Below are 13455 nucleotides of genomic sequence, written 5' to 3'. Positions count from 1 at the left end.
ATGACATCGCTCCATATCTGGCTGTTATACTCGCCGCACCATACTTTCCAGGCCCCTAATTCATGTCGAGCGACTTCAATGCCCAGCGCCGCGCCCAGCTCCTGATCGAGCGGGTGGCCGACTACGCGATCTACATGCTGAATCCCGACGGCACGGTGGCCAGCTGGAATGCCGGCGCGCGCCGCTTCAAGGGTTATACGGAGCAGGAGATCCTCGGCCAGCATTTCTCGCGCTTCTACACGGACGAGGACCGCGCAGCCGGCGTGCCCGCCTACGCGCTGAAGACGGCGCTGGAAAGCGGCCGCTTCGAGGCCGAAGGCTGGCGCGTGCGCAAGGACGGCACCAGGTTCTGGGCCTCGGTCGTGATCGACGCCATCCACGACGATAGCGGGCAGCTGTTCGGCTTTGCCAAGATCACCCGCGACATCACCGACAAGAAGCTGGCGCGCGAGGCGCTGCGCCGCACCGAGGAGCAGTTCCGGCTGCTGGTCGACAGCGTGGTCGACTACGCGATCTACATGCTGTCGCCGGAGGGCGTGGTCACGACCTGGAATGCCGGTGCGCGCAAGATCAAGGGCTATACGGCCGAGGAGATCGTCGGCAGCCATTTCAGCCGCTTCTATACCGACGAGGACCGCCGCGCCGGCCTGCCGGAAAGGATCCTGGAACAGGTGCGCCAGCAGGGCCGCTTCGAAGCCGAAGGCCTGCGGGTACGCAAGGACGGCAGCACCTTCCGCGCGAACGTCGTCATCGATGCGATCCACGACGCCGACGGCAAGCTGGTCGGCTTTGCCAAGATCACCCGCGACGTCACCCAGCGCACCCAGCTCGAGGATGCGCGCGAAGCCCTGCAGCACTCGCAGCGCCTGGAAGCGGTCGGCAAGCTGACCGGCGGCGTGGCGCACGACTTCAACAACATCCTGCAAGTCATCGGCGGCAGCCTGCAGCTCCTGAGCGGCACCGTGGCCGGGATTCCTGCCGCGCAGCGCCACCTCGGCATGGCGATGTCGGCGGTCGATCGCGGCGGCAAGCTGGCGGCCCAGCTGCTGGCCTTCGCGCGCCGCCAGCCGCTGCAGCCGGTGGTGCTCAACGCCGGGCGCGTCGTGCGCGGCCTGGAAGACCTGGTGCAGCGCGCCGTCGGCGAGACCATCGAGGTGGAGACCGCGGTTTCGGCTTCGTTGTGGAATACCCTGATCGACCCGCACCAGCTCGAGAACGTGGTGCTGAACCTGGCCATCAACGCGCGCGACGCCATGCCGCACGGCGGCAAGCTGACGATCGAGCTATCGAATACGATGCTCGACGATAGCTATGTGAGCGCAGCGCACGGGGTGCCGCCGGGGCAGTACGTGCTGCTGGCAATCAGCGACACCGGCACCGGCATGGCGCCCGAGGTGCTGGCGCGCGCCGTCGAACCCTTCTTCACGACCAAGGGCGAGGGGCAGGGCACGGGCCTGGGCCTGTCGATGGCCTTCGGCTTCGTCAAGCAGAGCGGCGGCCACTTCCGCATCTACAGCGAGGTCGGAGACGGCACCACCATCAAGGCCTACTTCCCGCGCTCGCTGGAGGCGGAGCAGGCCTTGCCGGAGCAGGCGACCGGCGACGTCCGCGGCGGCACCGAGACCATCCTGGTGGTCGAGGACGACCTGAACGTGCAGGCCACCGTGGTCGGCATGCTGTCCGAACTCGGCTACCAGGTGCTGCGCGCCGATAACGCGGAAATGGCGCTGGCCGTACTGCGCGCCGGCGTGCGCTGCGACCTGTTGTTCACCGACGTCGTCATGCCGGGCAAGATCAAGAGCCCCGAGATGGCGCGCCAAGCCAGGGCCCTGCTGCCCAACCTGAAGGTACTGTACACCTCGGGCTACACGCAGAATGCCATCATCCACGGCGGCCGGCTGGACCCGGGCGTGGAGCTGCTCAGCAAACCGTATCGGCGCGAGAAGCTGGCCGCCAAGGTGCGCCAGATGCTGGGCGGGCAGGAGCAGCCGGCCGCGGCGCCGGCCGCCAAGGCCGCGCGCGAGATCCGGCCGGACGGCCTGCGCGTGCTGCTGATCGAAGACGATGCGCAGGCGCGCGAGCTCTACCGCGACATCCTGGAAGCGGCCGGCTACCGCGTGGCCGAGGCCCCGACCGCGGCCGCGGCGATGGAGATCCTGGGCCGCGAACGTTTCGACGCAGCCGTGGTCGACTACAGCCTGCCGGACCAGGATGGCCTCAGCCTGGCGCGCCGCATCGTCGCCGCCCATCCGGGCGTGGCGCTGGTGTTCGCCTCCGGTTACGGCAGCCTGGTGGCGGGGGCGTCCGACATGGCGGCGCGGGTGCTGACCAAGCCCTTCACCGACATGCAGCTGAAGCACGCCCTGCTGGCGGCCGTCGACGAACATACCCGTCGCGGCAAGCGCGCCTGAGCCGGCGTTTGCACGATTGCCAATCTCGCGCCGGTAAATTTCTGCACGTGCTAACGTTTCTTTGTGGAAACTCCCCAAGGAAGAGATAGCGTGCAATCCCAAGTAAAAGCATCGGTGATGGAGGCGATCGGCGAGACGCCCGTGGTCAGGTTGGGCCGGATATTTCCGGCGGCGAGCGTGGTCGCCAAACTGGAGTACATGAACCCCGGCGGCAGCATCAAGGACCGCATGGTGCGGCACATGCTGCGCGGGATGCCGTCGGGGACCGCGCACGTGGTCGAGAGCTCGTCCGGGAACACTGGCGCGGCGCTGGCGATGGCCAGCGCCGTGATGGGCCTGCGCTGCGACGTCACGGTGCCCGATACCACCAGCAGCGAGAAGGTCAAGCGCATCGCGGCCTACGGCGCAGCGGTCCACCTGTGCGCCCCCGACGATTACCACGCCGCCGCCGAGCGCCTGGTCGACGAGCATGACGCCCACTACCTGGACCAGTACTGCACGCCCTTGAACCGCGAGGCCCATTACCGCGACACCGGCCCCGAACTGTGGCGCCAGCTGGCCGGCGAGGTCGACGTCTTCGTCTGCGGCGTCGGCTCGGGCGGCACCATCTCCGGCATCGGGCGCTACCTGAAGGAGCAGGATGCACGCGTGCGCGTGATCGGCGTCGAGCCGCCGCATTCCGCCTACCGCAAGCTCGTGACCGACCGTCCGGCCGAAGGGGTCTTCAAGAGCGCGATCGAAGGCGTCGGCAAGCGCCAGGCCTCGCGCAGCTTCGACCCGGCCGTGGTCGACGACGTGGTGCAGGTGAGGGACGAGGACGCGCTCGACTGGTGCCGGCGACTGGCACAGAAGGAGGGCATCCTGGCGGGCGGCTCCAGCGGCTGCGTGGCGGCCGGGATTGCGCAACTGCTGCCCAGGCTGCAAGGCTTGCGGGTGGCGACCGTGTTCCCGGATTCGGGCGTTTATTACCTGTCGAAGTATTTTTGATTGGCAGTCACAAATCATCGACCTTATACTCGTGGTTTTGTCATTCCGCCAAGGACCACCAGGACCCTTATGAACCGCCGCCTCTCGATCATCGCGCTGTCGCTGTCCCTCGCTTTTGCCGCCGGCGCCCATGCCGGCACCACGGCCGCAGCCGCAGCCGGGTCGGCAGCCGACGCGCCCGCGCCGCAGCGCGACCTCCGTTCGCTGTACACCAAGTACGAGTACCGCATCCCGATGCGCGACGGGACCAAGCTGTTCACGGTGGTCTACGTGCCGAAGGACGCGTCGAAGAGCTATCCCTTCCTGCTGAACCGCACGCCGTACAGCTCGGGCGTCTACGCCGACGGCCAGCTGCGCTACGGCGAGGACTGGTTCCCGGCCTCGATCGGCCCGTCGAAGGAGTTCGAGGACGCCGGCTACATCTTCGTCAAGCAGGATGTGCGCGGCCGCTATATGTCCGAGGGCAAGTGGGTCGAGATGACGCCGCACGTGAGCGCGAAGCGCGCGGCGGGCGAGGGCCAGGAAAGCCAGGACATGTACGACACCATGGAATGGCTGCTCAAGCACGTCCCCAACAACAACGGCAAGGCCGGCATCTACGGCATCAGCTATCCGGGCTTCTACGCCGCGGCCAGCATCATCGATTCGCACCCGTCGATCAAGGCGGCATCGCCGCAGGCGCCGGTGACGGACCTGTACATGGGCGACGACTCCTACCACGGCGGCGCGTTCATGTTAGCCGCCAATTTCGGCTTCTACGCGAACTTCGTCGAGCAGAAGAACCCGACCACCGGGCCGAAGAACCGCGAGAGCTTCGACTACGGCGCGGCCGATGCCTACGACTTCTTCCTGAAGCACCAGAGCATGCCGAACATCCTCGGCACGCTCACCGACGGCCAGCGCGCCTACCTCGCGCCGACCATCGAGCACGACACCTACGACCAGTTCTGGCAGACCCGCGACATTTCGCGCCACCTGAAGGGAGTCAAGGCCGCCGTGCTGACGGTGGGCGGCTGGTTCGACGCCGAAGACCCGCAAGGTCCGTTCACGACCTACCACGCGGTCAAGAAGTACAACCCGGGCACCTTCAGCGGACTGGTGATGGGCCCCTGGGTACATGGCGGCTGGGCGCGTTACGACGGCGCGCAACTGGGCCACGTGCGCTTCGACAGCAAGACCGGCGAGTACTTCCGCACCCAGCTCCAGTTCCCCTTCTTCGAGCAGCACCTGAAGGGCGTGAAGCCCAACAAGCCGATCGCCGAGGTGACCGCCTTCGAGACCGGCTCCAACGTCTGGCGCCAGTACACGGCCTGGCCGCCGGTGCAGGCCAGGGCGCGCACGCTGTACTTCGGCGCCGGCGGCAAGCTGTCCTGGACCCAGCCTGCCGGCGGCGCCGCGCAGTCCGATTATGACGAGTACGTGTCGGACCCGAAGAAGCCGGTGCCCTATATCGGCTATGCGTCGACCCACGTGCCGCAGGAGTACATGGTGTCCGATCAGCGCTTCGCCGCCACCCGTCCGGACGTGCTGACCTACCAGTCGGACGTGCTGGACGAAGACGTGACGGTGGCCGGCCCGGTCACGCCCAAGCTGTTCGTCTCGACCACCGGCACCGACGCCGACTGGGTCGTCAAGCTGATCGACGTCTATCCGTCCGAATATCCGTCGGGCGAGCAGAAGCAGCGCGGCAAGGACGTCGGCGCACCGGAAACCAGCCTCGCCGGCTTCCAGCAGCTGGTGCGCGGCAATCCGCTGCGCGGCAAGTTCCGCAACAGCTTCGAGAAGCCCGAGCCTTTCGTGCCGGGCAAGGTCGAGGCAATCAGCTACCACCTCGGCGACGTCAACCACACCTTCCGCCGCGGCCACCGCATCATGGTGCAGGTGCAGAGCTCCTGGTTCCCGTTGATCGACCTGAATCCACAGACCTTCACCTCGATCCCGAAGGCCAGGCCGGAGGATTTCAAGGCGGCGATGCAGCGGGTTTATCATGCGGCGCAGACGGCTTCGGGGGTGCAGTTGCTGGTGATGCCGGCGCACTAAGCAGCATCAACAGGTGGCGCCGGCGATGCTTTTCCCCTTGCGCAGGTTGAAACCGAAATGGCAGGTATAGGGTGAGGGCGACTGCTCCTTGTCGTAGGAGCAGTCGATGTCGCCTCGCTGGCGTTGGCGCATCCCCAGCGTTGTGCCGCAGCCGACCTTCAGGTCCGGCCCGATCGCGTCGAAGATTTGTTTGGCCGGGTCGCCGGTGATTGCGATCGACAGGCGCTGGTCGGTGGAAGTTGGCGCTTGGGCTTCATCCAGATCGTTCGAATAGAACAGGTAATGGATCGTGGCGCTGGCGTAGGTGCCATCCCAATTTTTTTTTGCTCCCGCATAGGCGATCGATGTTGTTGCGATTGCGGCGGCAATCATAAGGACGTGTTTTTGTTTCATACCCTAAAACTGAACATGAAAATGGTTGTCATGGCCTGCCAGCGGTAGTACGCCAGGAATCCTGTTATCGTTAAAGAAGATTACTAGTGGAGAGGCGGTGCAGGCGCGAAATAACTGGATTAGAACGCGTGTTGCTTCAAGGTCGTAATCGCGACTCAGGTAGGTGACAGGCTCATGCAAGCCATCTTTTCGAACCGGCCGCACGTCAACTTCCAGTCCTTTTCGGTGTGATTTGTGCCCGAAATACAAACCTCCGGCGACGCTGATATTGCCAACCCCGAATTTGCGCCGGTCGATAAGGGCCCATTCTCTTTCAACCATCAGCAACAGCGTCATCATCGCCGGGTGGGCGTATTGTGCGGCGCCGCGGTTTGGGATGCCATATACGTAGTAGCCTGCGCCTTCGGGAGCTTGGGGAAGCATGAAGAAACTGCGTGAATCCTGGGGAGGAACTTCAGTCATGGGGAGCACCCATCAAGCGAGTCGGTTGGTCGAAAGATCCCACCCACCGACAGTCGAGCCGCCTGCGCCGCCGCCGATTTTCTGCTGCGTGTAGCGCCAGCGGACTCTCGAAAACTTGAGTGTGAAAGTGTCGTGCAATCCTGACCCAGGATGACTGACCTGATCGATGCTGCCAACGATCACGTTTTCCAGTTCGACTTCGTAATACTTGATGGGATTTCCATCTCCGTCCGCACGCATGAATTCAAGCTTGGCTTTCGGGATTGTGCGGCCGGCGGAACAGGTCTGCATCAGTATTGGCGATGCGAGATCGGTCAGCTTGGTCAACGAGATGCTTTTGTGTTCGCAGCGTTCTGCAGTATGGCCTCCGGCAGTCGATGCGGTAGCGCTCTTCGGCTGATTCACCCTCAATCGCCATAATGCACCTCCATAGTGGCAGCGAAAGGTGCATTCTTGCCTTTATCTACCGCAGGAATATTGGTAATCATCAACCGATCTTCGATCCGCCCACGGTGACGTTGGTGATCAAAAATCCTCCTTTTCGCTTGGACCGATCGGGGCGCCGTTCCATGCCGGGAACACCGGAAGCGCTTTAGCGGACGTAGACGGGAACAAAGCCTGCTGCTGGGCTGTCAATAGCTCATCTTTGCCGATCCGCCCATTCGAACATCGAGCGCCCATGAACCGCATCACTTCGACGTTTGTCCTTGTCGCGACCATATCCTTGTTTGACGGACCTGCCTTTGCCAGGGAACCCGTCGTCAGCATGCCTTCAGTCGACTGGAAACAGTGCGCGTATCCGCAGTATCCGAAATCCGCCTTGAAGAACGAGGAGGAAGGCCTGCTCTTTCTTGGCGTCCACGTGGACGCGAACGGCGCCGTCCTCGAGACGAAAGTCCTGCTGTCGAGCGGCTCGCGCGTCCTGGACGAGACCACGGAGCTCGCCTTTCAGAAATGCCGCTACATGCCTGGGACCGTGGACGGCCAAGCACATCAAATGTGGCTGCCCATGCAGTATTTCTGGACGCTCGAACCCTCAACCGGCAGGTTGATGCAGAGACTTGCGAAGGCAGCCCTCGAGGGTAATGCGCGGTCGCGCTATGTACTCGGCGCCATCCTCGAGATTCAGGGCAAAACGGAGCGCGAGCGAAGTGCGTCGCTGGAGCTGGAGTTCGGCGCCGCGGAAGGCGGCGAGGCCATGGCGCAGCTTGCGGTGGCTGCGATGTACGAACATGGGACGCAGGTCGGGAAAAACCTGGAGGAGGCACGGCGCTGGTATGGTCTGGCGGCTGCGCAAGGCAACGTGATCGCGATCGACCGTCTTCGCTTCATCGGCGCGCGCTGAACGCTGCCTACGAGGCGCGCCGGGCCAGGTGCGCCGGCTCCTTGAGCACCTCGGTCAGCCGCGCCACCAGGTTCTCCCGCGCCTCGGTCGCATGGTGGTCGGACATCTCGACCGCCCGCGCCACGTCACCTTCGGCGATCGCCTTCGCCATCGCCTCATGTTCGTCCCAGATCGACTCGCGCTGTACCGCCGATTGCAGCACCGCGCCCATCACGCGGCGCAGGTGCACCCAATGAAACTGCGTGGTTTCGAAGATCAGCGGATTGCCCGAGGCTTTATAGATGGCCGTGTGGAAGGCGATGTCGGCGTCGATCATGGCCTTAACGTCCTTGCCGCGCGCCGCCTTGCGGCCTTTGGCAATGATGTCCGGGTCGATCGCCGCCTTGCGCTCCGCCGCCAGGCGCGCCGCCAGCGTGTCGAGGGCGCCGCGCACCTGATAGAGGTTGCCGATCCACTCGGGATCGAGTTCGGCCACGAGCACGCCGCGCCCGGGCGCGTCCTGCACCAGCCCATCCTTCTTCAGTAGCCGCAGTGCCTGCAGAACCGGCGAGCGCGAGACGTCCATCTGCTCGGCGATCTCTTCCTGCGTGATGCGGGCGCCGGGTGGCAGCGAGCCGTCGCTGATGGCGTCCAGCAGCGACTGGTAGACCTGGTCGACGAGGTCGGGACGTACCTGGATTTTCGATAATTGTTTGAGCATGTGTTCACCTTTGTATTCAGTATACGTGAGGCCGACTTAAAGTCAATTTATGAACCCGACCGGCCGAATCGCAGGCGCGCGTTACAAAAAAAGTGGTTGACATCGAAGCGGGACAGGTCGAAACTGTACTCTGTATACAGAACACAGAGTGTACGAGGCGGAGCGGGAAAAGCGCAAAAATTTTGTCCGAACGCTTTGTATACAGAATACGGAACACGGTTGCGCCACAGAATGCAGCCACCATCGAGCCAGAGGAGACACACATGAACACCCGCGACAAGACCGCAGAAGCCGCCGCCCAGACCCAGCCGGTCGTCAAGAAGCTGATCCCCTTCGGCGGCTACCACACCAACAAGGTGCCGGGCCACGATCCGGAGCTGACTGAGGTTGGTCCGGGCACCCCGATGGGCGAGTACATGCGCCGCTTCTGGCATCCGGTCTGCATGTCGATGGAACTGACCGACACGCCGCACTTCCTGAAGATCCTCGGCGAAGAGCTGGTCGCCTTCCGCGACGGTTCCGGCCGCATCGGCCTGCTGCATGCCCACTGCGTCCACCGCGGCGCCTCGCTGGAGTACGGCGCGATCCAGGACAAGGGCATCATGTGCTGCTACCACGGGATGGTGTTCGACATCGACGGCACCTGCCTGCACGTGCCTTTCCCGAAAGGCGAGGAGAGGGAAGCCGAGAAGTACGCCTGCTCGATCAAGCAGGGCGCCTATAAGGCCTTCGAGCGCAATGGCCTGGTGTTCGCCTATATGGGCCCGCCGGAAGAAGAGCCGCCGTTCCCGGAATGGGAGGGCAACTTCACGGTGGCCGAGGGCGACGAGCTTGTCCCCTACAGTAACTTCCAGCATTGTAACTGGCTGCAGGTACAGGACAACGCGGCCGACAACTTCCACCCGACCGCACTGCACTCGGCCAAGAACGTCGTCAACAAGCAGTACCAGGGCACGACCTTCGACGAAGTCGGCGCCGCCTCGATGGAAGTCGCGCCGGACATGCAGTTCATTCCGGTGCACGGCGGCCGCGGCCTGGCCTGCGCCGGCGCCCGCCGCGTCAACAAGGACAAGCTGTTCGTGCGCGTCCAGCACCAGGTGCTGCCGAACCTGAGCCTGCACGCCTACACGTCCGAAGACGGCTCGAACAAGAAGCTGTTCAGCCGCTTCCACATCGTGCGCTGGACCGTACCGGTCGACGACGTCAACGCGAAGATGATCGGCTGGCGCGTGATGGGTCCGGGCATCGACACCCGCGGCATCGGCAACAAGGAGATGGTCGGCTACGAAACCATCGACTTCCTCGAGGGGCAAGTGGCGATGCGCCGCCCGGAGCGCTTCGGCAAGTACAAGCTGGAAGACATGCCGCCGATCCCGTCCGACCACCGCGCCCGCGCCAATTACAAGGAATGCCAGTATGCGCCGGGCGACTACGAAGCCATCATCAGCCAGCGCCCGATCGCGGTGCACGCGCTGGAGAACCCGACCAAGTTCGACGCCGGCGTATTCCTGTTCCGGAAGATGCTGCGCGACGCCGTCCGCGGCAGCAACCCGGCCGCCGGCCCGCAGGAATTCGCGCAGTGGCTGCGCGATAACGCCGCCGCACCGAACAGCTACTGCTCGGGCAACGTGCTCGAGGTGCCGGAAGGCGAGACCGTCGAGGAGGAAGTGACGCGCCGCCGTCACGTGACGCGCCAGATCGTCGCCATCCTGACGCAAAGCGAAAGCCTGAAGGGTGATGAGCGCGCAGCCTTCGTGCGCCAGAAGTTCGACGAGCTCGAACAGTCGACCAGGAAGTGATCCGCCGGGAGAACGAACATGGAAATGACCCAGACCCATATCATCAGCCGCGACCAAACCAGGCTCTCGCTGCTGGTGCGCCAGATCCGCTTCGAGGCGAGCGGCATCAACTCCTATGAGCTGGTGCACCCGCAGGGCGAGGAGCTGCCGGCCTTCAGCGCCGGCGCCCACATCGACATTCACCTGCCGAACGGGATGACGCGCCAGTACTCCCTGTGCAATTCGCCGGCCGAGCGGCACCGCTACGTGATCGCCGTGCTGCGCGACGAGAAGGGCCGCGGCGGCTCGAAAGCGCTGCACGAGCTGCTCCGCGTGCAGGACCTGGCGCTGGTCAGCCAGCCGCGCAACAACTTCGAACTGATACCGGAAGCGAGGAAGGTGATCCTGCTGGCCGGCGGCATCGGTGTCACGCCGCTGAAGTCGATGGCGCATGCGCTCGACCAGGCCGGGATCCCCTTCGAGCTGCACTACTGCGCCCGCAATCCCGGCTGCGCGGCCTTCCGCGAAGAGCTGGGCATCGCCTGGGCCCACGGCAAGCTGGTGCACCATTTCGACCATGGCAAGCCGGAAGAAGGCCTCGACATCGCCGGCCTGCTGCGCGAACCGGAAGCGGGCACCCACCTGTTCTACTGCGGCCCGGCCGGCTTCATGAAGGCCTGTGCGGAGGCTGCGAGCCACTGGCCGGCGGGCGCCGTCCACTTCGAGCACTTCAAGGCGCCCGAACCTGCGGCAGACGCGAAAACACTGGCGCCCGGCGCCTTCATGGTGAAGATCGCCAGCACCGGCGCCATGCTGGAGGTGCCGGCCGACCGCAGCATCGCCGACGTCCTCGAGCAGAACGACATCCGCATCGAGACATCCTGCCAGGCCGGCCTCTGCGCGACCTGCAAGATCCGCTATCTCGAGGGCGAGGTCGACCACCGCGACTACATCCTCGGCGACGACGAGCACGGGCAGTTCCTGACCGCCTGCGTGTCGCGCGCCACCAGCCCGGTGCTGGTACTCGACCTATAAATCACTGAAGGAGACATCATGCTGGACAAAGTAAAACAGATCGCCCCCGTCGAGGCGGAGCGCATCGCGAAGTCGCAACAGGACGCGATCCGCTCCATCTACCACCCGCGCCAGGCCGACGTCATCTATCCCGAGATCCCGTCCTTCGACGATCCCGCGCAGGAACGCCGCCACCGCAAGGAGCGGCTGGTCGCCGCCTGCCGCGCCTTCGCCCAGCACGGCTTCGACTACGGCTTCGCCGGCCACCTGACGGTGCGCGACCCCGAGCATCCGGAGCTGTACTGGACCAATCCGATGTGCGTCCACTTCTCGCAGGTGAAGGTGTCGAACCTGATCCTGGCCGACCACCAGGGCCGCGTGGTCGAAGGCGAGTACGCGATCAACCGCGCCGGCTTCGTGCTGCACGCCGCGGTGCACGAGGCGCATCCGGACATCGTCGCCATGTGCCACGCGCACACCGTGTACGGCACCGCCTTCGCATCGCTGGGCCGCGAGCTGGAGCCGATCAGCCAGGACGCCGCCGCCTTCTTCGAGGACCACGTGGTGATCCGCGAAGAAGCGGGCCAGGTGGCGGTGGAAGAAAAGGCCGGCACGGCAGTGTGCGACTGGTTCAAGGGCGTGAAAGCGGCCATCCACCAGAACCACGGCCTGCTGACCGCCAGCCGCCACAGCATCGAATCGGCGGCATTCTGGTTCATCGCGCTGGAACGCTGCTGCCAGCAACAGCTGATGATCGAAGCGACCGGCATCAAGCCGGTGTTGGTGCCGCCGGACCGTTCGCGCTACAGCCGCGAGCACGTCGGCAGCGAATACATCGGCTGGCTGCACTTCCAGCCGATCTGGGACCAACTGAAGAATACGCAGCCCGATATGTTCGATTAAGTATCCCGCTGCTCCATTGTTTCACATGACAGACCACGGATGCGGCATCCACAAGATGCCGCGCTAACCGGGCACGTTCACAACCATATCTGGAGACAAAACAATGCTGAGCTCAACCAAAGTCGCAGTAGGCGCATCGACCATCGATGAGGCTTCGAAAGCCTATTCGAAGGTCGCATGGCGTCTTCTACCATTTCTATTCCTGTGCTACGTCTTTGCCTATCTCGATCGCGTCAACGTCGGCTTCGCGAAGCTGCAGATGATGTCCGATCTCGGGCTGTCCGAGGCCGTCTACGGCATGGGCGCCGGCGTCTTCTTCGCCGGTTACCTCATGTTCGAAGTTCCCAGTAACATCGTCATGCTGAAGGTCGGCGCCCGCAAGTGGATCACCCGCATCATGGTGACCTGGGGCGTGATCTCGGCCGCGATGATGTACGTGTCGACGCCGGCCAGCTTCTACGCGCTGCGCTTCCTGCTGGGCGTCGCCGAGGCGGGCTTCTTCCCGGCCATCCTGCTGTACCTCACCTACTGGTTCCCGGCCGGCCGCCGCGGCAAGGTGACGGCGCTGTTCATGACCGGCATTCCGATGTCCGGCGTGATCGGCGGCCCGCTTTCCGGCCTGATCATGGGCACGATGGACAATGTGGGCGGCTACCACGCCTGGCAGTGGGTGTTCGTGCTGGAGGCCATCCCGACCATCATCCTCGGCTGCATGGCCTGGTTCTACCTCGACGACAAGGTCGCGGACGCCAAGTGGCTGGACGACAGCGAGAAGTCGCTTATCGAGCATGAGCTGAACCAGGACAAGCAGGGCGGCCACCTGCACAACCTGCGCGACGGCCTGGTGAACCCGCGGGTCTGGCTCCTGAGTGCGATCTACCTGTTCTACACCATGGGCCTGTACGGCATCAGCTTCTGGCTGCCGACCATCATCAAGGCCAGCGGTGTCTCCAGTACCTTCGACATTGGCATGCTGACCAGCATTCCGTACGCAGCCGCTACCGTCACCATGATCCTGGTTGGGCGCAGCTCGGACATCCGGCGCGAACGGCGCTGGCACCTGGCGCTGGCGGGCGTCGCCGGTGCGGTCGGCCTGACCTGGAGTGCGGCCTACGGCGACAACACGCCGATCGCCATGCTGGCGCTGACCCTGGCGACGATGGGCATCATCACCACGATCTCGCAATTCTGGCTGCTGCCGCCGGCTGTGCTCACCGGCGCCGCCGCCGCCGCCGGCATCGCGCTGGCCAACTCGGTCGGCAGCGTCTCCGGGATGATTGCGCCGTACATGCTGGGCGTGGTGAAGACCATGACCAACAGCACCAACGCCGGCGTGATCGCGATTGCCGTCTGCCTGCTGGTCGGCTGCGCGCTGACCTTTGCGCTGCCCGCCAAGGCAGTCAACCCGAAATGATGCGGAGA

At 64.4% G+C, this 13455-nt stretch carries 11 protein-coding genes and 1 pseudogene; 8 read left to right on the top strand and 4 right to left on the bottom strand.

Going from position 1 to position 13455, the window contains the following annotated elements; genetic code table 11:
* Window positions 1-62 precede the first annotated feature (62 nt).
* The 3 genes from LQV39_RS23465 (at window position 63) to LQV39_RS23455 (ending at window position 5438) form a co-directional block, all read left to right on the top strand.
* On the top strand, window positions 63-2411 hold the full coding sequence (locus tag LQV39_RS23465) for a PAS domain S-box protein (protein ID WP_230029600.1): 2349 nt from the start codon (window positions 63-65) through the stop codon (window positions 2409-2411).
* Between the two features lie 90 nt (window positions 2412-2501).
* The gene (locus LQV39_RS23460) at window positions 2502-3398 is read left to right on the top strand and encodes a PLP-dependent cysteine synthase family protein (protein WP_230029599.1); all 897 of its coding nucleotides are present in this window, start codon (window positions 2502-2504) and stop codon (window positions 3396-3398) included.
* Between the two features lie 69 nt (window positions 3399-3467).
* Window positions 3468-5438, top strand: coding sequence for a CocE/NonD family hydrolase (locus LQV39_RS23455; RefSeq protein ID WP_230029598.1), 1971 nt, complete (start codon window positions 3468-3470; stop codon window positions 5436-5438).
* A 6-nt stretch (window positions 5439-5444) separates the two neighbouring features.
* Here LQV39_RS23455 and LQV39_RS23450 read toward each other — a convergent pair whose 3' ends face one another.
* The 3 genes and pseudogenes from LQV39_RS23450 to LQV39_RS23440 all read right to left on the bottom strand — a co-directional run.
* Entirely contained in the window at window positions 5445-5831 is a 387-nt protein-coding gene (locus LQV39_RS23450; protein WP_230029597.1) for a hypothetical protein, read from the bottom strand.
* Window positions 5832-5834: 3 nt separating this feature from the next.
* Complete coding sequence (locus LQV39_RS23445) at window positions 5835-6293, bottom strand: penicillin-insensitive murein endopeptidase (RefSeq protein ID WP_230029596.1); 459 nt, start codon at window positions 6291-6293, stop codon at window positions 5835-5837.
* A gap of 12 nt (window positions 6294-6305) precedes the next feature.
* A pseudogene (locus LQV39_RS23440) lies at window positions 6306-6698 on the bottom strand (Hcp family type VI secretion system effector); the annotation flags it as partial.
* 274 nt (window positions 6699-6972) lie between these two features.
* Here LQV39_RS23440 and LQV39_RS23435 point away from each other — a divergent pair.
* Complete coding sequence (locus LQV39_RS23435) at window positions 6973-7638, top strand: TonB family protein (RefSeq protein WP_230029595.1); 666 nt, start codon at window positions 6973-6975, stop codon at window positions 7636-7638.
* 7 nt (window positions 7639-7645) lie between these two features.
* On the opposite strand, the gene LQV39_RS23430 is transcribed toward LQV39_RS23435, so the two are convergent.
* A complete protein-coding gene (locus LQV39_RS23430) occupies window positions 7646-8338 on the bottom strand; it encodes a GntR family transcriptional regulator (protein ID WP_230029594.1) in 693 nt (230 codons plus the stop codon).
* Window positions 8339-8601: 263 nt separating this feature from the next.
* On the opposite strand from LQV39_RS23430, the gene LQV39_RS23425 reads away from it, so the two are divergent.
* The 4 genes from LQV39_RS23425 to LQV39_RS23410 all read left to right on the top strand — a co-directional run bounded on the left by LQV39_RS23425 (window position 8602) and on the right by LQV39_RS23410 (window position 13447).
* Window positions 8602-10137: a Rieske 2Fe-2S domain-containing protein gene (locus LQV39_RS23425; protein ID WP_230029593.1), complete on the top strand. Its 1536-nt coding sequence runs from the start codon at window positions 8602-8604 to the stop codon at window positions 10135-10137.
* A gap of 18 nt (window positions 10138-10155) precedes the next feature.
* Window positions 10156-11151, top strand: a complete 996-nt coding sequence (locus LQV39_RS23420) for a 2Fe-2S iron-sulfur cluster-binding protein (protein WP_374199465.1) — start codon at window positions 10156-10158, stop codon at window positions 11149-11151.
* An 18-nt stretch (window positions 11152-11169) separates the two neighbouring features.
* Window positions 11170-12033: a class II aldolase/adducin family protein gene (locus LQV39_RS23415; protein WP_230029592.1), complete on the top strand. Its 864-nt coding sequence runs from the start codon at window positions 11170-11172 to the stop codon at window positions 12031-12033.
* 103 nt (window positions 12034-12136) lie between these two features.
* Window positions 12137-13447: an MFS transporter gene (locus LQV39_RS23410; protein ID WP_230029591.1), complete on the top strand. Its 1311-nt coding sequence runs from the start codon at window positions 12137-12139 to the stop codon at window positions 13445-13447.
* Window positions 13448-13455: the final 8 nt, after the last annotated feature.

Source organism: Massilia sp. Bi118 (assembly GCF_918697865.1).
Lineage (GTDB): Bacteria > Pseudomonadota > Gammaproteobacteria > Burkholderiales > Burkholderiaceae_D > Telluria.
Note: the sequence above shows the minus strand (reverse complement) of the source record. Positions and strands in the feature narration are given on the sequence as shown.

Bases quoted from the DNA above. Each gene is read 5' to 3' on its own strand.
- LQV39_RS23425 (WP_230029593.1), top strand. From the start codon at position 8,602: ATGAACACCCGCGACAAGACCGCAGAAGCCGCCGCCCAGACCCAGCCG.
- LQV39_RS23465 (WP_230029600.1), top strand. From the start codon at position 63: ATGTCGAGCGACTTCAATGCCCAGCGCCGCGCCCAGCTCCTGATCGAG.
- LQV39_RS23410 (WP_230029591.1), top strand. From the start codon at position 12,137: ATGCTGAGCTCAACCAAAGTCGCAGTAGGCGCATCGACCATCGATGAG.
- LQV39_RS23415 (WP_230029592.1), top strand. From the start codon at position 11,170: ATGCTGGACAAAGTAAAACAGATCGCCCCCGTCGAGGCGGAGCGCATC.
- LQV39_RS23420 (WP_374199465.1), top strand. From the start codon at position 10,156: ATGGAAATGACCCAGACCCATATCATCAGCCGCGACCAAACCAGGCTC.
- LQV39_RS23450 (WP_230029597.1), bottom strand. From the start codon at position 5,831: ATGAAACAAAAACACGTCCTTATGATTGCCGCCGCAATCGCAACAACA.
- LQV39_RS23430 (WP_230029594.1), bottom strand. From the start codon at position 8,338: ATGCTCAAACAATTATCGAAAATCCAGGTACGTCCCGACCTCGTCGAC.
- LQV39_RS23455 (WP_230029598.1), top strand. From the start codon at position 3,468: ATGAACCGCCGCCTCTCGATCATCGCGCTGTCGCTGTCCCTCGCTTTT.
- LQV39_RS23435 (WP_230029595.1), top strand. From the start codon at position 6,973: ATGAACCGCATCACTTCGACGTTTGTCCTTGTCGCGACCATATCCTTG.
- LQV39_RS23445 (WP_230029596.1), bottom strand. From the start codon at position 6,293: ATGACTGAAGTTCCTCCCCAGGATTCACGCAGTTTCTTCATGCTTCCC.